At 71.9% G+C, this 19,255-nt stretch carries 22 protein-coding genes; 16 read left to right on the top strand and 6 right to left on the bottom strand.

The genetic code is table 11. From position 1 onward, the window contains the following. Positions 1–84: 84 nt before the first annotated feature. The 4 genes from ACIRJT_RS05095 to ACIRJT_RS05080 all read right to left on the bottom strand — a co-directional run bounded on the left by ACIRJT_RS05095 (position 85) and on the right by ACIRJT_RS05080 (position 5,817). A complete protein-coding gene (locus ACIRJT_RS05095; protein ID WP_050362829.1) occupies positions 85–567 on the bottom strand; it encodes a carboxymuconolactone decarboxylase family protein in 483 nt (160 codons plus the stop codon). Continuing rightward, on the bottom strand, positions 564–1,643 hold the full coding sequence (locus ACIRJT_RS05090) for a dihydrodipicolinate reductase (RefSeq protein WP_403904695.1): 1,080 nt from the start codon (positions 1,641–1,643) through the stop codon (positions 564–566). Before ACIRJT_RS05090 ends, ACIRJT_RS05095 begins: the two co-directional genes overlap by 4 nt. A gap of 134 nt (positions 1,644–1,777) precedes the next feature. Further along, positions 1,778–4,729 (bottom strand): CARDB domain-containing protein, encoded by a 2,952-nt coding sequence (locus ACIRJT_RS05085; RefSeq protein WP_403904692.1) that lies wholly within the window; start codon positions 4,727–4,729, stop codon positions 1,778–1,780. 164 nt (positions 4,730–4,893) lie between these two features. Then, positions 4,894–5,817, bottom strand: a complete 924-nt coding sequence (locus ACIRJT_RS05080; protein ID WP_403904690.1) for a UbiA family prenyltransferase — start codon at positions 5,815–5,817, stop codon at positions 4,894–4,896. Between the two features lie 118 nt (positions 5,818–5,935). On the opposite strand from ACIRJT_RS05080, the gene ACIRJT_RS05075 reads away from it, so the two are divergent. The 12 genes from ACIRJT_RS05075 to ACIRJT_RS05020 all read left to right on the top strand — a co-directional run bounded on the left by ACIRJT_RS05075 (position 5,936) and on the right by ACIRJT_RS05020 (position 14,269). Beyond that, positions 5,936–6,988 (top strand): type III polyketide synthase, encoded by a 1,053-nt coding sequence (locus ACIRJT_RS05075; protein ID WP_403904688.1) that lies wholly within the window; start codon positions 5,936–5,938, stop codon positions 6,986–6,988. Positions 6,989–7,003: 15 nt separating this feature from the next. Continuing rightward, entirely contained in the window at positions 7,004–7,537 is a 534-nt protein-coding gene (locus ACIRJT_RS05070; RefSeq protein ID WP_403904686.1) for an isoprenylcysteine carboxyl methyltransferase family protein, read from the top strand. Then, positions 7,534–8,550, top strand: coding sequence for an NAD(P)/FAD-dependent oxidoreductase (locus ACIRJT_RS05065; RefSeq protein ID WP_403904684.1), 1,017 nt, complete (start codon positions 7,534–7,536; stop codon positions 8,548–8,550). The genes ACIRJT_RS05070 and ACIRJT_RS05065 overlap by 4 nt, the downstream gene beginning before the upstream one ends. A 156-nt stretch (positions 8,551–8,706) precedes the next feature. Further along, on the top strand, positions 8,707–10,365 hold the full coding sequence (locus ACIRJT_RS05060) for an MFS transporter (RefSeq protein WP_403904682.1): 1,659 nt from the start codon (positions 8,707–8,709) through the stop codon (positions 10,363–10,365). 3 nt (positions 10,366–10,368) lie between these two features. Beyond that, positions 10,369–10,824, top strand: a complete 456-nt coding sequence (locus ACIRJT_RS05055; protein ID WP_403904679.1) for a VOC family protein — start codon at positions 10,369–10,371, stop codon at positions 10,822–10,824. Positions 10,825–10,919: 95 nt separating this feature from the next. Beyond that, positions 10,920–11,318, top strand: a complete 399-nt coding sequence (locus tag ACIRJT_RS05050) for a DUF6221 family protein (RefSeq protein ID WP_215103238.1) — start codon at positions 10,920–10,922, stop codon at positions 11,316–11,318. Between the two features lie 108 nt (positions 11,319–11,426). Beyond that, entirely contained in the window at positions 11,427–12,293 is an 867-nt protein-coding gene (locus ACIRJT_RS05045) for a hypothetical protein (protein ID WP_403904676.1), read from the top strand. Between the two features lies 1 nt (position 12,294). Further along, positions 12,295–12,735 carry a hypothetical protein gene (locus ACIRJT_RS05040; protein WP_403904673.1) on the top strand — a complete coding sequence of 147 codons (441 nt, stop codon included), beginning with the start codon at positions 12,295–12,297 and terminating at the stop codon, positions 12,733–12,735. Continuing rightward, positions 12,732–13,049, top strand: coding sequence for a hypothetical protein (locus tag ACIRJT_RS05035; RefSeq protein WP_403904671.1), 318 nt, complete (start codon positions 12,732–12,734; stop codon positions 13,047–13,049). Before ACIRJT_RS05040 ends, ACIRJT_RS05035 begins: the two co-directional genes overlap by 4 nt. A gap of 66 nt (positions 13,050–13,115) precedes the next feature. Beyond that, positions 13,116–13,493, top strand: a complete 378-nt coding sequence (locus ACIRJT_RS05030) for a hypothetical protein (RefSeq protein ID WP_403904668.1) — start codon at positions 13,116–13,118, stop codon at positions 13,491–13,493. A 233-nt stretch (positions 13,494–13,726) separates the two neighbouring features. Next, positions 13,727–13,930: a cold-shock protein gene (locus tag ACIRJT_RS05025; protein WP_003964323.1), complete on the top strand. Its 204-nt coding sequence runs from the start codon at positions 13,727–13,729 to the stop codon at positions 13,928–13,930. Between the two features lie 210 nt (positions 13,931–14,140). Beyond that, positions 14,141–14,269, top strand: a complete 129-nt coding sequence (locus ACIRJT_RS05020) for an LPFR motif small protein (RefSeq protein ID WP_403904666.1) — start codon at positions 14,141–14,143, stop codon at positions 14,267–14,269. 95 nt (positions 14,270–14,364) lie between these two features. On the opposite strand, the gene ACIRJT_RS05015 is transcribed toward ACIRJT_RS05020, so the two are convergent. Further along, positions 14,365–14,613, bottom strand: coding sequence for a hypothetical protein (locus ACIRJT_RS05015; protein ID WP_403904664.1), 249 nt, complete (start codon positions 14,611–14,613; stop codon positions 14,365–14,367). Between the two features lie 324 nt (positions 14,614–14,937). On the opposite strand from ACIRJT_RS05015, the gene ACIRJT_RS05010 reads away from it, so the two are divergent. From ACIRJT_RS05010 to ACIRJT_RS05000, 3 genes are all read left to right on the top strand, one after another. Beyond that, the gene (locus ACIRJT_RS05010) at positions 14,938–15,165 is read left to right on the top strand and encodes a DUF5133 domain-containing protein (RefSeq protein WP_403904662.1); all 228 of its coding nucleotides are present in this window, start codon (positions 14,938–14,940) and stop codon (positions 15,163–15,165) included. A 30-nt stretch (positions 15,166–15,195) separates the two neighbouring features. After that, complete coding sequence (locus ACIRJT_RS05005; RefSeq protein WP_403904659.1) at positions 15,196–16,287, top strand: glutamate--cysteine ligase; 1,092 nt, start codon at positions 15,196–15,198, stop codon at positions 16,285–16,287. A 127-nt stretch (positions 16,288–16,414) separates the two neighbouring features. After that, positions 16,415–16,978: a DJ-1/PfpI/YhbO family deglycase/protease gene (locus ACIRJT_RS05000; RefSeq protein ID WP_403904657.1), complete on the top strand. Its 564-nt coding sequence runs from the start codon at positions 16,415–16,417 to the stop codon at positions 16,976–16,978. A gap of 73 nt (positions 16,979–17,051) precedes the next feature. Here the strand turns inward: ACIRJT_RS05000 and bla are convergent, their stop codons facing one another. Then, positions 17,052–17,996: a class A beta-lactamase gene (gene bla / locus ACIRJT_RS04995; RefSeq protein ID WP_403904654.1), complete on the bottom strand. Its 945-nt coding sequence runs from the start codon at positions 17,994–17,996 to the stop codon at positions 17,052–17,054. Between the two features lie 254 nt (positions 17,997–18,250). Between bla and ACIRJT_RS04990 the strand changes: the two genes are divergently transcribed. Further along, complete coding sequence (locus ACIRJT_RS04990) at positions 18,251–19,144, top strand: siderophore-interacting protein (protein WP_403904651.1); 894 nt, start codon at positions 18,251–18,253, stop codon at positions 19,142–19,144. The last annotated feature ends 111 nt before the right edge of the window (positions 19,145–19,255 follow it).

Here is a 19,255-nt window from a genome sequence, read left to right as displayed (position 1 = left end):
CCGAGGACACGGGGAGTCACGGAGAGTCCGGGGCCGGGAGTGCCAACCCGGCGGCCCCGGACTCCGTCAGGAGGCGTCCGCCTGTCACCCGTGACCGGGCAGGACGCACACCGCGTCGATCCCCAGCACGTGGTTGAGCCGTCCGAACGCCAGCCACGAGCCGATGCTCATCGTCAGCTCCACGATCTCCGCCTGGCTGTAGTGCGCGGTCATCCGCTTCCAGAAGGCGTCGTCCAGACCGTGGTGGTCGAGGGTGTACCGCTCGGCGTACTCCGCCGCGAGCCGGGTCCGCTCGTCGAAGGCGTCGGTCGTACGCCACTCGGTCACCGCCCCGGCGAACTCCTCCTCGACCTTCGCCCCGTCCCGCTCGGTCCGCCAGTCCAGGCAGAACAGGCACCCGTTGATCTGCGCGACCCGCAGCCTGGCCGCCTCGAACTCCCGCAGCCCCAGGGTCGTGTGCTCGTACACGGACATCGAGAAGGTGGCGGCGGCCATGCCGATGCCGGGGACCATCTCCCCCCATACGTAACCGATGGGCTCCTGGCCCTCCGGAACATCGATGATCATGCCGGTCTCCTTCCCAGCCTGCCGACCGCAGGCCGCAGCGGAACGTCCAGTGCGTCGTACAGGCCCGGCTCCGCGTCCACCAGCCAGTCGATGGCGCAGACGAGCCGCCCGACCGCGGTGGCGTTCCCGCCCGCCGACCGGTTCTCGTCCTCGTCGGAGGCCTCGACCGTCACCTCGATACGGGGGCGGCCCTCGATCACCACCCGGTGCGCGCCCACTCCGTCCGGCGGGGACGGCCAGTCCGGGGCGCACGAGGGATGGATCCGGGTGATGTGCTCGATGACGATGCGCGGCACGCCGTCCACGATGCCCTGTACCTCGAAGCGCACCGCCCCCTGGGTGCCCGCCGCGAACTCGCCCATCGTGCGGGTCGCTACCGTCGACTCCAGTGCCCGACGGTCCAGGGTCTCGCGGATCTCGTCCAGCTCCACGTCCAGCGCCCGCGCCATGAGCCGTATCTGACCGCCCCACACCATCGTCGGAACGGTCTCCGCCAGCATCAGCGGTTCGTAGTCCATGGGGTGCCCCATGCCGATCAGATGGCGCACCGACTCCTCCTGCTCGTACGTGGAGTAGTCGAAGATCTCCTGGCAGCGGATGGCGTCCACCTCGGTACCGAGGCCGCTGACCAGCAGGGGCAGGACGTCGTTGCCCCAGCCGGGGTCGACCCCGGAGACGAAGAGGGAACCGCCCCCCTCGGCGACGGCGGCCAGGACCGGGTCCCGCAGCTCCGGCGGGGCGTTGCGCTGATCGTAGAGCGGATAGAGGGAGGGCGTGACGACCACCGCGCCGCCCCGGATCGCCCGGCCGATGTCGGCGAGGGCGTCGTCGGGACGGATGTCGCCGGACGCCGCGTAGACGACCGCCCGGGGGCGGGCGGCCAGGACGGCGGAGATGTCGTCGGTGGCCGCGACCCCGAGTGTGCGCCCGACGCCGCCGAGCTCGCCCGCGTCGCGGCCGACCTTGGCGGAGTCGTGCACGAGGACGGCGGCGAGTGTCAGCGCCGGATGGGCCTCGACGGCGCGGATCGCCGCGCGGCCGACGTTGCCGGTACCCCAGACAACCGTGGGAATCATGCGCGGAGGGTAGCCCCGGGACCTCGCACTTCCCAGAGCCGTGCGGGACCCAATTCGTACGGTGGACAGGGGTGTTCCCGAGAACGGGTGTTCCCGGGCCGGAGACGGTCCGCGGCCCGGGAACGCGGCAGCGGCTAGCGCTTGGCCCGTGTGCCGTTCGGGGCGCCGGAGACCGTGAACTGCGAACCGGGCTCGATGGTGACGTGGCCGTCACGCGAGTCGGTGATCGTCACGTCACTGAGCGTCGCGCTGCCGCGCGCGCCGCCCATCGCGAGGATGCCGGATCCGTTGTTGGACTTGTCGATCCGGACGTTCTCGATCTTGACGTCCTGCATCAGGCCGCCGCCCGTCTTGAACTGGATGCCGTCATACGTGGAGTCGACGATGTCCGTGTCGCGGATCGTGACTCCGGGGATCGGCAGATTCTGCGGGAAGAGGGTGATCGCGCCGAACTCCTGGTCCTCGTTCCAGAAGGCTCCGCCGGTGCGGTACAGGCCGTTGTTGGCGATCAGCGTCTGCCCGGAGAAGGGCAGCGGGTCGTGGTCGGTCGCCAGCATGATGGCCGGGTAGTTCATCGTGTCGGAGATCAGGTTGTTCTCGATCTTGTTGTCGTAACCCCCGTAGATCGCGATGCCGTTGGCACGCCACGGGAGCTGGATGGTGTTGTTGCGGAAGCTGTTGTCGTGGCCGATGTCGACGGACTGGTCCTTGACGTACTTGCTGGACCAGACCGCGAGGGCGTCGTCGCCGGTGTTGCGGAACGACGAGTTGTAGACCGTGGAGTTGCGGGTGCCGTTGGCGAAGTTGATGCCGTCGGCGTAGGTGTTGCGGATCCGCATCCCGGTGAACTCGACGCCGTCGCCCGGGTTCCACAGCTCGGGGATGTTGGTGAAGTCCCGACCGGCCCAGACGCCCACGTTGGCGTGCTCGATCCAGACGTCGCTGATCTTCGTGTCCTTGCCGAACCGGCCGTTCAGCGCGACGCCGCCCTCGTGGTTGCCGTCACCGCCGCGGATGGTGCCGGAGCCGAAGATGGCGATGTCGGAGATTTGCGTGTTCTCGTCGATGTCGAAACCGAAGTTGCCCTCGTGCGGGTGGTTGATGCCGCCCGCCTCGTGCGGCGGGGTGAGGGTGTAGAGCTGGGAGTGCCACATGCCCGCGCCCCGGATGGTCACATCACGGATGCCGACCTGGTTGAACTGGCCCCGGTCGAGCGGGTCGTCGGTGAGGATCTTCTGCTCCTGGCGCCACTGGCCGGCCGGGATCCACACGCAGTCGATCTGACCGGTCTGGTTCGCCGTTACCGCGCGCTGGATCGCCGCCGTGTCGTCGATCCCGTCGTTCGCCACCGCGCCGTACGTCGTGATGGACACACAGCCCGAGGGCTGGGACGAGGGCGCCGCCACCTGCTCCAGGTCGATCAGGTCGATGACGTAGAAGGAGGCGTTGTCGCTCGCGTCGCGCTGGAGCCGGAACTTCGTGCCCGCCGGGTAGGTCTGCGTGAGCAGGGCGTGCGACTCGTCGAACAGCCGCCGCGCGTCGCCACCGGGGGTGTTGGTGAGCCCTTCGGGGCTGTCGGTGTTCCCGTACAGCCAGCTGTGCTTCGAGGAGAGGTCGATCTTGCGCACGAACTGGCCGTTGGCGTAGAGACTGATGGTCGCCTCGCGGCCGCCACCGCCCGGCGCGTCCGGGATGGAGTTGCGCACGACGACCGAGTTCGACGGGGCGGTCGAGGTGAACTCCACGAACTGACCGGTGGAGTTGAGCCGCACCGACTCGCGTCCTGAGGACTCGGTGGCGAAGTTGGTGTGCCCGAAGGTGCGCTCGGCGTCCGACTTCAGCAGCGTGCCCTGGTAGGTGGCGTTCTCCGCCTCCAGCTCGGTGTACGGTACGGCCGCGCCGCGCCCGACGACGATGGAGCGGGCGAAGGTGTTGTTGGTCTCGCTGGTCTCCGTGACCTGGTTCGTGGCGTCCGCGGTGGCGGTCAGCGTCGTGCCGCCGCTCGCCGCCGTCCAGCTGCCGCCGACCGTGACGTTCGCGGTAGCGCCCGCCGCGATGGCCGGTGTGGTGCCGTTGAGCGTCGTGGAACCGACCGTCAGCCGGGTGACCGTGCCCGCGCTCACCGCGCTGGTGCCGCGGTTGTGCACCGCGACGGTGAAAGTGACCGCAGCGCCGACGGCCGGGTTGGCCGGGCTGGAGGAAATGGAACGGACCTCCAGGTCGGGGCCGGGGCTCTGCCCGATGACCAGTGGGGAGGCGGTGGTACGGCTGTTGTTGGTGTTGTCCGACTCGGCGACGGTGTCGGTCGGGTCCACCAGCGCCGAGACGGTGTACGAGCCCTGCGGCCGCTTGCCGACCTCGACCGAGACCGGGGCCGAGGCTCCCGCGGCGAGCGGGCCGACCGGCGCGCTGCCCACGACCACGCCGCCCAGGCTGACGTTGACGGTCGTCGCGGGGGAGGCGGCCGAACCTGCGTTCCGGACGGTCCCCCGGACGGTGATGTCGTCCGTCTCGGACGGGGCCGAGGGACTCCAGGACAGAGCGCTCACGGTCAGATCCGGGTTGGGCGCTGCCGTCCCCAGGACCTGGACCTCGGCGATCTGCGCGCCGGGAGCCCCGGTGTTGGCGAAGAACTTGAGCTGGAGGTCGGCGACCCGGCCGTCCACCGGGATCGTGACGGTGTTCTGGTTGCCCGACGGGTCGAACCCGTAGGCGGCGCGGGCCCGGAGCGAGGTGAACGCGGTGCCGTCCTGGGTCCGGCCGAGCACCTGGATGTCCTGGGTCCGGCTGCCCCAGATCGGGTCGGGGTTGAGCTTGACCACCACGGACTCCAGATCCGCGTCGGCGCCGAGCTTCACCGTGAGGTCGGCCGGCAGCCCGTTCGACTCCCAGTAGCTGTCGACCTTGCCGTCGTTGGCGTTGGCAGCCGGGAACCCGCCGTGCGTTCCGCTGGCGACGACGGGCTTGCCCCGGGCCAGATCGGTGGCCTCAGCCGCGCTCGCGGCGACGGGCAGAAGCCCGACCGAGACCATTCCGGCTATCAGCAGCCCGGTGATCGAGTGTCCGGTGCGTCGTTTCCATCTCATGATGTCCTCTGCTTCCACGTTATTTGAGCCCACAAGTCAATCTTTTGCGGTGAGAGGTTCATAGATTTCTGCCCTGTTTCTGATTTGTCAACGGTCTTCGCATGGCCATGTCATTCAGGTGTCGCGGCTGACGCATCGCCAGGCGAGTTATCGGGTGGGCTTGTTCAGGCCCCGGCCGCACCCCGGGCCAGCAGCAGCGCCAGATCCACCGAAGCCACGGCCACCGCTCCGGCCAGGGCGGCCTTGCGCCACCGGCGGCCGAGAGCCGGGCCCGCGAGCGACGCAGCACCGGCCAGCGCGAGCGCCGCCGCACCCCCACCGTCCAGCGGCCCGGGCGGTCCGAACGCCAGCACCGCCGTGGCGCCGAGGAGCGGAACCGGCAGCAGCAGCCGGGTGCCCCGGTCGCCCAGCCGGTGCGGGAGACCTCGGATCCCGGCCGCCCGGTCCGCCGCGATGTCCGGGAGCGTGTCGGCCAGATGTGCCGCGAACCCGAGCAGGGCCCCGGCCGTCACCGTCCACCACCGGGGCCACGGCCCGCCGGGCAGGGAGAGGGCGACGGTGGCGGGCAGAGCGCCGAATCCGGCCACGTACGGGAGCCAGGACAGGGCGGTCGCCTTGAGCCGCAGGTTGTAGAGCCAGGCGGCGGCGACCGCGGCGAGGTGCACCGCGCCGGCGAGGACCCCGCAGGCCAGCGAGAGCGGTACGCACAGGGCGAGCGCCGACATCGCCGCCGTCCACACCGCACGCCCCTGGACCCTGCCATCGGCCGCGGGCTTCCCCCGGCGGCCGGCATCGGCGTCACGCCGCGCGTCGTACGCGTCGTTGCACCAGCCCACCGAGAGCTGGCCGGTCAGCACCGCCGCCGTGACCAGCGTGGAGCGGGGGCCACCGAGGCCGGAGCCGAGGGCGAGGGCGAGGGTGAGCGCGGTCACGGCGAGCGCCGGTCCCGGGTGGCACGTGAGCGCGAGCCCCACGACCCGGCCGCGTCGCCACGCGCCGGCGGGGTCCCCTGCGGCAGGCCCCGCTTCGGCCGGATCCGCTCCGACCGGCTCCGCTCCGGCCGGGCTCACCCTGTCCGTGGCGTCCATCAGGTGATCCTAGGGGCCTGGCACCCCGTCACTGCGGCGACCGGGCGGGTCCTTTACGCCGTTCCATCGGATTTTGTGGGCAGGATGGGGCCATGACGCCACCGAAGCAGGAGGCAGAATGACCCGCATCGCCGCGGTTCACGGGGCCCTGCCGCCCCACCGCCACACCCAGCGCGAGGTCACCGACATGGTGGCCCGTACCTGCCTGCCGCCCGGAACCGACCGCCGTGTCCTGGACCGGCTCCACGAGAACGCCCGGGTCCGCACCCGGCACACCGTGCTGCCTCTCGACGGCTACCGCGAACTCGACGGCTTCGGCGCCTCCAACGACGTGTTCATCCGGTCCGCCGTGGACCTCGGCGCCCAGGCCGTACGCGGTGCGCTGCGGGCGGCGGGGCTGCGGCCCACCGATGTGGACCTGCTGATGTTCACCTCGGTCACCGGCATCGCCGCCCCCTCCGTCGACGCCCGGCTCGTGACCCGCCTGGGAATGCGGTCGGACGTCAAACGGCTGCCCGTCTTCGGCCTCGGCTGCGTCGCAGGAGCCGCCGGGACGGCCCGGTTGCACGACTACCTCCTCGGCCACCCCGACGACGTGGCCGTGCTCCTGTCGGTCGAGCTCTGCTCCCTCACCTTCCAGCGCGACGACGCGTCGCCCGCCAATCTGGTGGCGACCGCGCTGTTCGGCGACGGTGCGGCCGCCGTGGTCGCCCTCGGCGGCCGCCGCGCCGTCGCCGGCCCCGAGATCGTGGCCACCCGCAGCCGGATGTACCCGGACACCGAGCACGTCATGGGCTGGGACGTCGGCTCCACCGGGTTCCGCGTCGTCCTCGATCCGGCCGTGCCCGACGTCGTACGCCAGTACCTCGCCGACGACGTACGGGAGTTCCTCGACGAACACGGCCTCAAGCCGAAGGACGTCGCCCACTGGGTGTGCCACCCGGGCGGACCCAAGGTGCTGGAGACCGTCACCGAGGTCCTCGATCTGCCCGACGGCGCGCTCGACGTCACCTGGCGCTCGCTGGCCGACGTCGGCAACCTGTCCTCGTCCTCGGTCCTGCACGTTCTGCGGGACACCATCGAACAGCGCCGCCCCGAGCCGGGCACCCCCGGACTGCTGCTGGCCATGGGCCCGGGATTCTGCTGCGAACTGGTGCTGCTGCGCTGGTAGGAAGGAGAGACCCCCATGACCTCGACCTGGTACACCCTCCTGGTGCTGGCCGTCGCGGCCGAGCGCCTCGCCGAACTCGTCGTGGCCCGCCGCAACGCCCGCTGGAGCCTCGCCCGGGGCGGCGTCGAATCGGGCCGCGGACACTATCCGGCGATGGTCGCGCTGCACACCGCACTCCTGCTCGGCTGTCTGGCGGAGGTCCGGTTCGCCGAACGCCCCTTTCCGGCCGCACTCGGCTGGGCGATGGCCGCCGTCGTCGTGGCCTCGCAGGTGCTGCGCTGGTGGTGCATCCGCGCCCTCGGCCCCCGCTGGAACACCCGGGTCATCGTGGTCCCCGGCCTGCCCCGGGTCACCGGCGGCCCCTACCGGTGGCTGAGCCACCCCAACTACGTCGCCGTCGCCGCCGAAGGCCTCGCGCTGCCCCTGGTCCACGGGGCCTGGGTGACCGCCCTCGTCTTCACCGCCCTCAACGCCGCGCTCATGGTGGTGCGGATCCGGTGCGAGGACGGGGCGCTCGCCCGCCTCCCGGCCGCGGACGCACCCGCGTGATCGACGTCCTGGTCGTGGGCGGCGGACCGGCCGGGCTGGCCGCCGCGATCCGGGCCGCTTCGGCGGGCCTGGAGGCGGTGGTGGTCGAGCCGCGCACCACCCCCGTCGACAAGGCGTGCGGCGAGGGCATCATGCCCGGCGGCGTCGCTGCCCTGCGCGACCTCGGTGTACGGGTGAGCGGCCACGAACTGCGCGGCATCCGCTACACCGACGGCCGGCGCAGCGCGGAGGCGGCCTTCCGGGGCGGCCCCGGGGCGGGCGTCCGCCGCACCGAACTGCACACCGCCCTGCACGCGCGGGCCGCCGCCCTCGGCGTACGCGTCGTCGCCGCGAAGGCGGGGGAGATCCGGCAGGACGAGGACACCGTCACCGCCGCCGGACTCACCGCGCGCTGGCTCGTCGCCGCCGACGGCCTCCACTCGCCGCTGCGCCGCTCCCTGGGCCTCGACCGGCCCGCCACCGGACCCGGTCGCTACGGCCTGCGCCGCCACTACGCGCTCGCCCCGTGGACGGACCACGTCGAGGTGCACTGGTCGCGGCACGGAGAGGCGTACGTGACCCCGGTCGGCGACCGCCTGGTGGGGGTGGCGGTCCTGAGCCGCGACCGCCGCCCCTACGACCGGCATCTGGGCGCCTTCCCCGCCCTCGCGGCCCGGCTCGCGGACAGCCCGGGGGCCACCCCCGTACGTGGGGCCGGGCCGCTGCGCCAGCGGGCACGGGGCCCGTTGGCCGGACGCGTTCTGCTGGTCGGCGACGCCGCGGGCTATGTGGACGCCCTGACCGGGGAGGGGATCGCCCTCGCCGTGGCCACCGCGACTGCCGCGGTCGACTGCCTGACCGCCGGGCGGCCCGACGACTACCCCCGGCGGTGGGCGCGGGTCACTCGACGCTACCGCCTGCTCACCGCGGCCCTGCTGGGTGCCGCGGGCCATCCGGCCTCGGGTCGGCTGATCGTCGCCGCCGCCCACCGGGCGCCCGTCCTCTTCCGCACCGCGGTCCACGCCCTCCAGTGAGTCCGGCCGCCCACGCGGGCGGCGCTCGCTCGAATGGCGGGGCCCGGCGTTCCGGCATAACGTCGGTCGGGTGAACGCCCGCGTTCATCCGACCGACGCAGAGACCGGCCGCCCTCACCGGGCGCACTGCCCTCGGCACGAGAGACGAACCCCACCATGACGGGCTCCCACGCGACACCCGCTGATACGGCCACCTCCGAACGGCACCGCGGCGGACTGGCACTGCTGGTCATCGCCTCGTGCCAGCTGATGGTGGTGCTCGACGTCACCATCGTCAACATCGCGCTTCCGCACATGCAGAAGGACCTGGGGTTCTCCACCGAGAACCTCTCCTGGGTCGTCAACGCCTACACGCTGACCTTCGGCGGTCTGCTGCTGCTCGGCGGACGGCTCGGCGACATCCTCGGCCGCCGCCGGGTCTTCGTCTTCGGTGTGCTCCTCTTCGTCTTCGCCTCGCTGCTCGGCGGACTCTCCCAGGAGGGCTGGCAGTTGCTGGCCGCCCGCTCGCTCCAGGGCGTCGGCGGTGCGATCGCCTCGCCCACCGCCCTGTCGCTGATCACCACCACGTTTCGCGAGGGCCCCGAACGCAACCGCGCGTTCGGGGTGTTCGCGGCCGTCTCGGCGGGCGGCAGCGCGATCGGGCTGCTCGCCGGCGGGCTGCTGGTGGAATGGCTGGACTGGCGCTGGGTCCTGTTCGTCAACGTACCGATCGGCCTGCTGATCGCCTTCGCGACCCCTCGCTACATCCCCGAGTCCGAACGCCGTCCGGGCCACTTCGACATCGCCGGCGCGCTCACGTCGACGGTCGGCATGGTGCTGCTCGTCTACGGCTTCATCCGCGCCTCCGAGGACGGCTGGACCGACGCGCTGACCCTCGGCTCGTTCGTGGTGGCCGTGGTGCTCCTCGCGGTGTTCATCACGGTCGAACGTGGCTCGAAACAGCCCATCACGCCGCTGTGGATGTTCCGCGACCGCAACCGCTCCGGCTCCTACGTGATGATGCTCAGCCTCGCCGCCGCGATGTTCGGGATGTTCTTCTTCCTGACCCTCTTCGTGCAGAACGTCCTCGACTTCAGCCCGCTGCGGGCCGGCCTAGCCTTCCTTCCGGTGAGCGCCGTCATCGCGGTCAGCGCCGGCCTGGCCTCCCAACTGCTGCCCAGGTGGGGACCGAAACCCTTCATGGTGGTGGGCGCGCTCCTGGCCGCCGCCGGTCTCGGCTGGCTGACGCTGACCGACGTCCACAGCTCCTACCTCGGCTCGATCCTCGGCCCGATGCTCGTGTTCGGCTTCGGCATGGGCATGCAGTTCGTGTCGTTGACCCTGATGGCGGTCTCGGGCGTCGCCCCGAAGGAGGCGGGCGCCGCCTCCGGCATCCTCAACGCCACCCAGCAGGTCGGCGGGTCCCTGGGGCTGTCGATCCTGGTCACGACGTTCGGCACGGCCAGCCGCAACGAGGCGACCGACCAGGTGCCGAGATTCCTCCAGGAGGGCACGCCCGCCCAGCTGCTGGAGTTCCGCAGGACCGGCGAGCTGCCACCGCCCTGGGGCGACCAGGTGCTCACGTCGGGCGTCTCCAGCGCCTTCGTCGTCGCGGCCTGCTTCGCCGTGGTCGCCGCCCTGGTCGCCCTGTTCGTCATCCAGGTCAGGCCCGCCGACCTGGCCCGCCTCCAGGGCGGCGCGGCACCGCCCGCCGGTGAGGGGACGGACGTCGCCGAAAAGGACGGGACACGGCCCGGCGGCACGGACGGGACACGGCCGGACACCGACGAGCCACGGCCCGACCCCGGCGCCGAGAGACCCGCGAGAGAGAGCTGACCCATGGACTGGACCCTCGAAGTGATCGTGCTGCCCGTGACCGACGTCGACCGGGCCCGGGACTTCTACCGGGACGGACTCGGCTTCCACGTCGACCTCGACGACGAGGTGATGCCGGGCGCCCGCGTCGTCCAGCTGACGCCCCCCGGATCCGGCTGTTCGATCGCCCTCACCGACGGACTGCCCAACCCGACCGGAACCCCGCGCCCCGGCACGTACCACGGACTCCAGCTCTGCGTCACCGACATCGACGCCGCGCACGCCGAGCTGATCGGCCGGGGCGTCGAGGTCTCCGAGCCGCAGCGGTACACCCCCGACGACGGGGCGACCTTCATGTACTTCACCGACCCGGACGGCAACGGCTGGGCGGTGCAGGAGTACCGCCGCCGGAAGACCGAACCCCTGCACAAGGTCCTCGCCGACCTGGCCGCGAGCAACGAGGGGGACACGGTGGGGTGAACCGGATGCGGAGGTGGATCGCCCGGCGTCCGGTCCACCAGAATGCTCCCCGTATCGAGTGCAGAGATCCATCAGCGCAAGGGAGCGGCATCCACATGGGCGCCAACGCAGACATGGTGGCCTTCGTCCGGGCGCGGCTCGCCGACGAGGAACACGTCGCACTGGCCGCCGGCGGGGACCGATGGCGGTGCCCGGCCGATGTGCCGGGCGAGGTCCACGACCGCACCGGCGGGGTGGCGTTCACGGTGCGGGGCCGGGGCTTCGACGAGCACATCGCCCTTCAGGACCCCGCGCGGACCCTGGAACGCATCGAGACGAACCGGGTCATGCTCGGCGAGTACGTCGAGGTGGCCGACCTGGACACCGACCGCCCGGCCGAGGACTTCCGCTCCGGTCGTGCCGTGGGCCTGGGCTTCGCCGTACGGCAACTGGCCGCCGAGTACGCGGGCCACCCCGACTATCAGGCGCGCTGGCTGCCGCGGTTCATCCAGTAGTCCCGGGCCAGGGGCTCCGGGCCGCCCGCGAATCCCGTAAGTGCCCGTGCGGAGCCTCCAGTTGATCGATAGCATCTCCTCATCGGCCTACCCGGGGGAGCTGCGCGCGTGCCCGACGTCTGGGAGAACACCCGATCACGGTGGGAGAGCGTCCGGCACGCGGTGGACGGCGGCGGCCCGGGAGCGGGGGCCGCCGCGGCCGCACTGCACGGGCGGCTCGGCCTCTCGGTCAACCCCATCGCCGTCACGGGCGAGGCGGGGGCGGGCAAGAGCGTCCTGTACGACGCGCTGACGCAGTCCATCCGCACGGGTGACAGCGACAGCTCCCGCAGCCCCGACATCGAGAAGCACGCCACGGTCCTGCGCTCCGGCAACCGCCGCACCCGCACCGTCTTCACCGTCATCCCGGGGCAGCTGTCCACCCAGCGGGAACGGGCACTCCAGGACACGATGCGGGGCGACGCCTCCCCGCACGGCATCGTCCACGTCGTCTGCTGGGGGCACAACAGGATCTGGCAGCGCGGCTCCCAGCGCGACGTCCACGAGGCGCTCGCCGCCGACGGCGCCGTCGACCAGGAAGCCGTACGGAACTGGCACCGTCGCAAGGAGGCGGCCGACTTCCGTCTCCTGGTCGACGCGATCATCGACGGGCAGCTGGCCAAACGGCTGCGCTGGCTGATCGTCGCGGTCTCCAAGTGCGATCTGTACTGGGACCGGCTCGACGAGGCGCGCGACCACTACATCCCGGGGCGGGCCCGCCGGGAGTCCCCGTTCGCCGCGCTCATGCGGGACCTGGAGAACGAGACGTCGCTGCGCCTGTCCGTCCTCCCGATGGCGTCCCGGCTCATCCGCCACCAGTACCTCCCGGGACTGCCCGTGGGCACCTCGCAACTGGACGACGCACAGATCGGTGCGCTGCGCACCCACTTCGGCCAGGAACTCCAGACGTTCATCACGCAGCGGGACGGGGGCTGACATGGCCGCGATCGACGGCGGAGCGGCGTTCCTGCGGACGCTGGCGGCCGCGGAACGGCGGCTGGCCGGAGTCCAGGCGCTGAGCGCGCGGCGGCGACGGGTCCGCAGGCCCCGGATCGCCTCGGCCTCCCTCGCGGTGCTGATCCCGGCGGTGCTGGCCATCGCCGCCGCCACGGGGGGTGGCCCCGGTGGCGTGGTCGTCGCGGTCGGCCTGACCGCCGCCGCGCTTTCGCTCGCGGCGTGCGTCGCCCTCCTGTTGAGGATCGAACGGCCGCTGAACCGCCGGTTCGTGGAGGAGGAACGCACCATGATCGAAGAGGTGAACCGGATGCGGGAGCTGTTCACCCACGTCGCGGAGCGGGACCGGTGGGAGGAACGGCTGAAGCGGTCGGTCCGCGAACGCCTCTCCCGCTTTCCCGTGGAAGGGGGGTCGCTCCGGTGATCCGACGACTGACCGTCTTCTTCGGCCTGGTGGCCTTCCCCGCCGCCCTGTTCACTTCGGCCGGATATGTACTGGCCACCCGGAAGCCGGGGCCGTATCAACGGGCGTTCGAGGACCAGTGGGACGCCATCGCGGCCGGTTTCGCCGTCACCGTGTGCGGGGCGCTGGCCGTGGCCTACGGCGTGCGGCTGTGCTTCAGCGTGCTCGGCGGCTTCCAGCCCGACAACGTGCGGCGGGGCGCGCTTGCCCTGCTCGCCGGACTGCTCGTGTGCGGTGTGGGTCTGCTGCTGCTCTGGCGGCTGCTCGCGCCGTAAGGGGTGCGCGGCACGCCGGGAGCCCGTAACTTACTGCTAAGTAGGTTCCGTTGCCGAAGGAGACCCATGTCCGGTCAGAGCCGTTCCGCCGTCCTGCTCGCCGGGCTCATGGGCACAGCGGGGGTTCTTCACTTCGTCGTCCCGAAGGCCTTCGACGGCACCGTTCCCCGGATTCTGCCCGGAAAGGCCCGCACCTGGACGTACGCCAGCGGAGCGGTCGAACTGGCCCTGGCCGCGGGACTCGCCCACCCTCGGACCCGGGTGGCCGCCGCTCGGGTGACCACGGGCTTCTTCGTCGGTGTGTTTCCGGCCAATGTGCAGATGGCCGTCGACTGGCGTCACCGGCCCCGGCCGCAGCAGGTCGCCGCCTATGCCCGGCTGCCCCTCCAGATACCGCTGGTCCTGTGGGCGCGCGGTGTCGCCCGGGGCGCCGACGGCCTCTGAACGGACCGCGGTCGGTGTGGCACGAGCCGGTGACCGTGAAGGTGATCCACAGCAAAATGGCGTTGCTCTCTGGTGAGGAGTGATCCCGCCGTGTAGCGTCGCCGGAAGATGTCGTGGTTCGCAGTACCTGCCCGCGCCTGGCGCGGGCGTTTTGCTGTGCAGTGCCTGAGAACCAGGGCGATCACCTCCGGGTCCGCGCGGTGCGGATCCGTTTACTGCTGAGAGGTACGGGCATGGCCAGCGGAACCGTCAAGTGGTTCAACTCGGAAAAGGGCTTCGGCTTCATCGCGCAGGACGGCGGCGGTCCCGACGTCTTCGCGCACTACTCCAACATCAACTCCACCGGCTTCCGTGAGCTCCAGGAGGGCCAGGCGGTGACCTTCGACATCACCCAGGGCCAGAAGGGCCCGCAGGCGGAGAACATCACCACCGCCTGATCCGGGTTGACCGACCCCGGAGCCCCGGAGCGCAGCCGCGCTCCGGGGCTTCGGGGCGTTCCGGGCGTACGTGGCTTTCCCGCGGGCTGGTCGGATGCCTGTCGGGCGACTCTCCGGTTGGGACGGCGTGTACCGGGTACGCGGTGGCTCTCGCACCGATCGTTCCGGAACTTCCGGAAGGTCCGGGCGGGAAATGGAGGGCGACCCACCATGCTGAAGGCCATCGCAGACGTACTCCGCTCCATCGCGGGAGCCATCGCCACCGTGGTCACGCTGCCCTTCCGGGCCCTGGCCAGGCTGTTCGGCGGCGCGTCGAGCAGCGCGCGCGCTCACCACTGAACGCACATGACGGGACGCACATGACGGTGCCCCGGCCTTCCGGCCGGGGCACCGTCATGTGCGTCCCGTGGTGAGGCGCCACGGCCGGCCCGCGGCTAGCCCGACGACTCGTCCGGGGTCGGATGCCTTTCGGGGTGCGCGCCCGCGTTGCGTGGCGCGTTCCGGCCGGCGCCGGCCTCGTCCAGGTCGGGCTGTCCGCCCTCGCGGGCCACCCGGTCCGGCACCGGGATGTCGAGAGCGTCCTCGCCCTCCTGCGTCTGCTGGTCCTGCATGTCCGCCGGGACGGGGGGCGGGCTGCCGGAAGCCCCGGTGTAGGCGGTGCCTTCCGGCCTGCGGTCGGTCATGAGAGCTTCCTTCCGTACTGCCCCGGTGCGACCGGGGAAGGGGCGGTGTGCCCTGGTGGGTACCCGCTGCCGGGCGAAGCAGTCCCCGCATCCGACGAGGCCCGGGACACACGGCCCGGCCCGGGACACTGCCGGGAGCGGGCGGAGAAGATGCGGCGGCCATGCCGTCCGGCCATATTGGAGCTCCGGCCACCGGCCTGGGGCGCGGCACGGAGCGGCGGACGCTCGCTCCGTGTGTGGCTCGCCCGTATGCGGGTAACCCGGGGCGGTGCCCCACCCGGGCGCAGAACGCCACCCGACGATTTCGGCGGAAGGATGACCCGCATGCTGATGGCCCACCCCACGGTGCTGCGCAACCTGATCGAGCAGTACGAGGCGCTGCGTGTGCTGCACGCGGAGAGCGGCGGCGAGGAGGCCCGGCAGCGCATGGACGACGTGGCGTACACGCTGTGCGTGTCGACCGGCACGGGCGACGTCGACAGCGCGCTGGCCGCCGCCCGCCACCAGTTGCCCGGCGCCCGGCCCGAGGACGACTCCGTCCTGTCCGCCTGAGGGCCCTCGACCGTGGAAGGGGAGGGTGCCGTGGCCCGCACGGTGGGTGTCGAGGAAGAACTGCTGCTGGTCGATCCGGCGAGCGGAGAAGCACGCGCCCTGTCCTCGGCGGTGCTGGCGATCGCCGAGAAGGAAGCGGTCGGGGAGTCGGCCTTCGAGTCGGAACTGCACCGCCAGCAGGTGGAGTTCTCCACGCACCCCTGCGCCGACATGGGTGAACTCGCCGCCTCGGTCCACCGGTGGCGTACCGAGGCGCGACGGCACGCCACGGACGCCGGGACGTCGGTCGTGGCCCTGGCGACCTCACCGCTCCCGGTCAGCCCGACCATCGGCACGGGGGAGCGCCACCGGTGGCTGGCCGAGCGCTTCGGGCTGACCGCCCAGGAACAGCTGACCTGCGGCTGCCACGTCCATGTCTCGGTGGCCTCGGAAGAAGAGGGCGTCGCCGTGCTCGACCGGATGCGCTGCTGGCTGCCCGTCCTGCTCGCCCTGAGCGCCAATTCCCCTTTCTGGCAGGGGCAGGACAGCAGGTACAGCAGCTACCGGAGCCAGGTGTGGGGGCGGTGGCCGTCGGCCGGCCCGGTGGACGTCCACGGCTCCGCGGAGGCGTACCACGCCCGGGTGCGGTCCCTGGTCGGCACCGGGGTGCTCCGGGACGAGGGGATGGTCTACTTCGACGCGCGCCTCTCGCACCGCTACCCCACCGTGGAGGTCAGGATCGCGGACGTCTGCCTGGATCCGGCCGACACCGTGCTGCTGGCCACGCTGGTACGAGGGCTGGTGGAAACGGCCGCACGCCAGTGGCGGGCCGGTGAGCCGCCTCCGGATGTCAGCACGTCCCTGCTGCGTGTGGCGTCCTGGCAGGCGGGCCGCTCAGGTCTGGAGGACCGGCTGGTCCACCCCCGTACCCTGCGTCCGGAGCCCGCCCCCGACGTCCTGCGGGCCCTGCTGGACCATGTGCGGGACGCCCTGGAGGACAGTGGGGACCTGGAGGCCGCGGAGCAGGCCCTGGCCGCCGTGGACCGGAGAGGGAACGGGGCACGGATCCAGCGCGAGACCCTGGCGCGGACCGGGAGCCTGCGTGACACCGTCGCCGAATGCGTCCGGATCACGGCCGGATGAGCGGCCCGCGCCGGCACCACCCGGCCGAGACGACCTACGGGACCAACCCCGACGACCACGACCGTAGGAACGGCGACGGACGAACGACACCGACGACACCGACGACACCGAAGGAACGGAGCAGCCCATGTCCTCCACCGCTCTCGACGACCGCCGGATCCTGGCCATCGTCACCAACTACGGGGTCGAGCAGGACGAACTCGTCGTCCCCGTCAAACACCTGCGCGGGCACGGGGCACGGGTCAGCGTGGCGGCGGTCTCCGCCGACGGGATCCGCACCCTCGTCGGCGACCGCGATCCGGGCGAGACCGTGCGGCCCGACCTCACGCTCGACGACGTCGACCCCGCCGCGTACGACCTGCTGCTGGTCCCGGGCGGGACGCTGAACGCCGACTCGCTGCGCCTGGAGGACGCCACCACCCGGATCGTCAGCTCGTTCGCCGCTTCCGGACGGCCGGTGGCCGCCATCTGCCACGGGCCGTGGGCACTGGTCGAGGGCGGCTACGTCCGGGGAAAGACGCTGACCTCGTACGCGTCGCTGCGGACCGACATCACCAACGCGGGCGGCACCTGGGTCGACAAGCCGGTGGTCCGCGACGACGCGGCCGGCTGGCCGCTGATCACCTCCAGGAACCCCGGCGACCTGGACGACTTCCTCGGCGAGATCGACGCCGTGCTCGACGAGTCCTGAGCCGCTCTCCGGGCAGTGTCCGTCGCCCGTGTCCTGTTGCCCGTGCCCTGCTGCCGGGACAGGGCGGAGACGTCTACCGGGTCAGGGCGGAGACGGCCGCGGACGCTGCCTTCGCGATCAGCGCGTTGTCGTAGTCGGCGTCCGCGTCCGTTCGGTTGGAGAGGACCGCCAGCACCAGCGGAGCGGCGTTCGGCGGCCACACCACGGCGATGTCGTTGCGCGTGCCGTACGTACTGCCCGCCCCGGTCTTGTCGCCGACGGTCCACCCCTTCGGGACTCCCGCCCGGATCAGTTCGCCGCCGGTGGTGTTGGTGGTGAGCCACTGGGTGAGCCGGGCGCGTTCGGGCTCGCCGAGGGCGTCGCCCAGGACGAACGCCCGCAGGTCCTCGGCCAGGGCCCGGGGCGTGCTGGTGTCGCGGGTGGCGCCGGGAGTCCACTCGTTCAGCTCGGTCTCACGCCGCTCCATCCGGGTCACGCCGTCCCCCAGTTCCGCGAGCACCGTCTGCAGCTTCCTGGGCCCGCCGACCGCGTCGAACAGGAGATTGCCCGCGGTGTTGTCGCTGAAGCGCACGGCGGCGTCGCACAGATCGCCCAGGCTCATTCCGGTGGCCACGTGCTTCTCGGTGACGGGGGAGTGGTCGACCAGATCCTCACGGCGGTACGTCACGACCCGCTCCAGCCCGCCCAGCCCGTGCTCGCGGAGCACGGCCCCCGCGGCGAGCGCCTTGAACGTGGAGGCGTAGGCGAACCGCTCCCCGTCACGGTGGGCGACCGTGTGCCCGGTTCCGGTGTCGACGGCGTACACGCCGAGCCGCGCCGTGTACTCCCTCTCCAGCGCCGCGAAGGCGCGCCCGGCGTCCCGCGCCGCGGCCGAGGGCGAACCGGCCGGTTTCCCGGCGGGTGAGGGCGCAGGGGAGTCGGCTGCCGTGCCACAGGCGGCGAGCGGTACGGACACGAGGGCGCCGCCCAGCAGGCGGAGTACGGAACGCCGGGCGTCGGGGTTCGGCAGTCGACTCATCCCGTCATGCTAGACACCCCTGGGACGCACACCGCCCGGCCCGATCCGTGAGCCCCGTGCGCCCGCCGCACCGCGCCCGTGAGAAGGGTCGGCGACGTCATGACGGTCGACATGTCAGACATGCGCCCGGCCGTTGACCGATGCCGTATCGAATCGCCACGGATGGAAGGTTAGGCTGACCTAAGTCAATTCGGTTCTCTCGTCCCGGCGGGCGAGGTGCTCAGGCCGACCACGCGTACGAAGGGGCAGAGTCCATGACGATCCACCGAGCCGTCGTCGCCCGGGTGCAGTCGCTCACCGGGACCATGACCCGGGTCACTCTCCACGGGGAAGGCCTGGCGGGCTTCACGACCACCGGGGTCGGTGACGAGTACGTACGGATCTTCCTTCCGCACGGCCCGGACCGCACCCACGTCTCCCTGCCCCGGACGACCGAGCAGGGCGGATGGGAAACCCCGGAGGGGCAGCCCGTCGCACCGATGCGCACCTACACGATCCGCGCCGCGCGACCGGAGGCGGGCGAGCTCGACATCGACTTCGTGCTGCACGAGGGCGGTGTGGCGTCCGGCTGGGCCGCCGAGGCGCGCCCCGGGGACGTCGTGGGCGTCAACGACCCCACAGGCCTCTACAGTCCGCCGGCCGATCTCTCCTGGCAGGTGCTGGTCGCCGACCAGACCGGCCTGCCCGCGGCGGCCCGTCTGCTGGAGAACACGCCGGACCACATCAGGACCCGGGTGGTGCTGGAGGCGCCCGCGCCCTCGGCCGTGCTTCCCCTGCGGGAACCCTCCGACTCCAAGGTCACCTGGACCTACGGCGGAAACGGTCACGGCCCGAGCCGTCTGGCCGACCTGGTGGCCGCCGCCGTCCCGCCCGGCACCGACCTCGCGGGCGGATACGTCTGGGTCGCGGGGGAGACGAACGCCCTGCGCTCGGTGCGTCGTTACCTCCGTCGCGACCTCGGGCTCCCGGCGGACCGCTTCAAGGTCGTCGGCTACTGGATACCGAACTCCGACACCTGGTCCGAGCGGTACGAGGCGCTGCCCGACGCCGTGCGCTCCGAGCTGGAGTCCCTCTGGGACAACCCGGCCGGCGACTCCGAGGACCTCACCATCCGCTACGAGGCCCGTCTGAGCGACCTCGGGCTCTGACCGGGCGCTCCGTGCCACGGGTCCGGCCGTGGCGGCCACCCCGCCGCCTCGCCCGACCGGGCTCCTCAGTCGACGCCGTCTTGGGTAAGGTCAGCCTTACTTCGCGGGGGT

Source organism: Streptomyces sp. NPDC102283 (assembly GCF_044766265.1).
GTDB lineage: Bacteria > Actinomycetota > Actinomycetes > Streptomycetales > Streptomycetaceae > Streptomyces.
This window is presented reverse-complemented; position numbering and strand designations above follow the sequence as displayed.

Excerpts from the sequence above, each read along its gene's own strand:
- ACIRJT_RS05070 (WP_403904686.1), top strand. The coding sequence starts at position 7,004 with ATGACCTCGACCTGGTACACCCTCCTGGTGCTGGCCGTCGCGGCCGAG.
- ACIRJT_RS05085 (WP_403904692.1), bottom strand. The coding sequence starts at position 4,729 with ATGAGATGGAAACGACGCACCGGACACTCGATCACCGGGCTGCTGATA.
- ACIRJT_RS04990 (WP_403904651.1), top strand. The coding sequence starts at position 18,251 with ATGACGATCCACCGAGCCGTCGTCGCCCGGGTGCAGTCGCTCACCGGG.
- ACIRJT_RS05095 (WP_050362829.1), bottom strand. The coding sequence starts at position 567 with ATGATCATCGATGTTCCGGAGGGCCAGGAGCCCATCGGTTACGTATGG.
- ACIRJT_RS05010 (WP_403904662.1), top strand. The coding sequence starts at position 14,938 with ATGCTGATGGCCCACCCCACGGTGCTGCGCAACCTGATCGAGCAGTAC.
- ACIRJT_RS05015 (WP_403904664.1), bottom strand. The coding sequence starts at position 14,613 with ATGACCGACCGCAGGCCGGAAGGCACCGCCTACACCGGGGCTTCCGGC.
- ACIRJT_RS05055 (WP_403904679.1), top strand. The coding sequence starts at position 10,369 with ATGGACTGGACCCTCGAAGTGATCGTGCTGCCCGTGACCGACGTCGAC.
- ACIRJT_RS05000 (WP_403904657.1), top strand. The coding sequence starts at position 16,415 with ATGTCCTCCACCGCTCTCGACGACCGCCGGATCCTGGCCATCGTCACC.
- ACIRJT_RS05080 (WP_403904690.1), bottom strand. The coding sequence starts at position 5,817 with ATGGACGCCACGGACAGGGTGAGCCCGGCCGGAGCGGAGCCGGTCGGA.
- ACIRJT_RS05040 (WP_403904673.1), top strand. The coding sequence starts at position 12,295 with ATGGCCGCGATCGACGGCGGAGCGGCGTTCCTGCGGACGCTGGCGGCC.
- ACIRJT_RS05020 (WP_403904666.1), top strand. The coding sequence starts at position 14,141 with ATGCTGAAGGCCATCGCAGACGTACTCCGCTCCATCGCGGGAGCCATC.
- ACIRJT_RS05030 (WP_403904668.1), top strand. The coding sequence starts at position 13,116 with ATGTCCGGTCAGAGCCGTTCCGCCGTCCTGCTCGCCGGGCTCATGGGC.
- ACIRJT_RS05060 (WP_403904682.1), top strand. The coding sequence starts at position 8,707 with ATGACGGGCTCCCACGCGACACCCGCTGATACGGCCACCTCCGAACGG.
- ACIRJT_RS05075 (WP_403904688.1), top strand. The coding sequence starts at position 5,936 with ATGACCCGCATCGCCGCGGTTCACGGGGCCCTGCCGCCCCACCGCCAC.
- bla (WP_403904654.1), bottom strand. The coding sequence starts at position 17,996 with ATGAGTCGACTGCCGAACCCCGACGCCCGGCGTTCCGTACTCCGCCTG.
- ACIRJT_RS05090 (WP_403904695.1), bottom strand. The coding sequence starts at position 1,643 with ATGATTCCCACGGTTGTCTGGGGTACCGGCAACGTCGGCCGCGCGGCG.
- ACIRJT_RS05025 (WP_003964323.1), top strand. The coding sequence starts at position 13,727 with ATGGCCAGCGGAACCGTCAAGTGGTTCAACTCGGAAAAGGGCTTCGGC.
- ACIRJT_RS05050 (WP_215103238.1), top strand. The coding sequence starts at position 10,920 with ATGGGCGCCAACGCAGACATGGTGGCCTTCGTCCGGGCGCGGCTCGCC.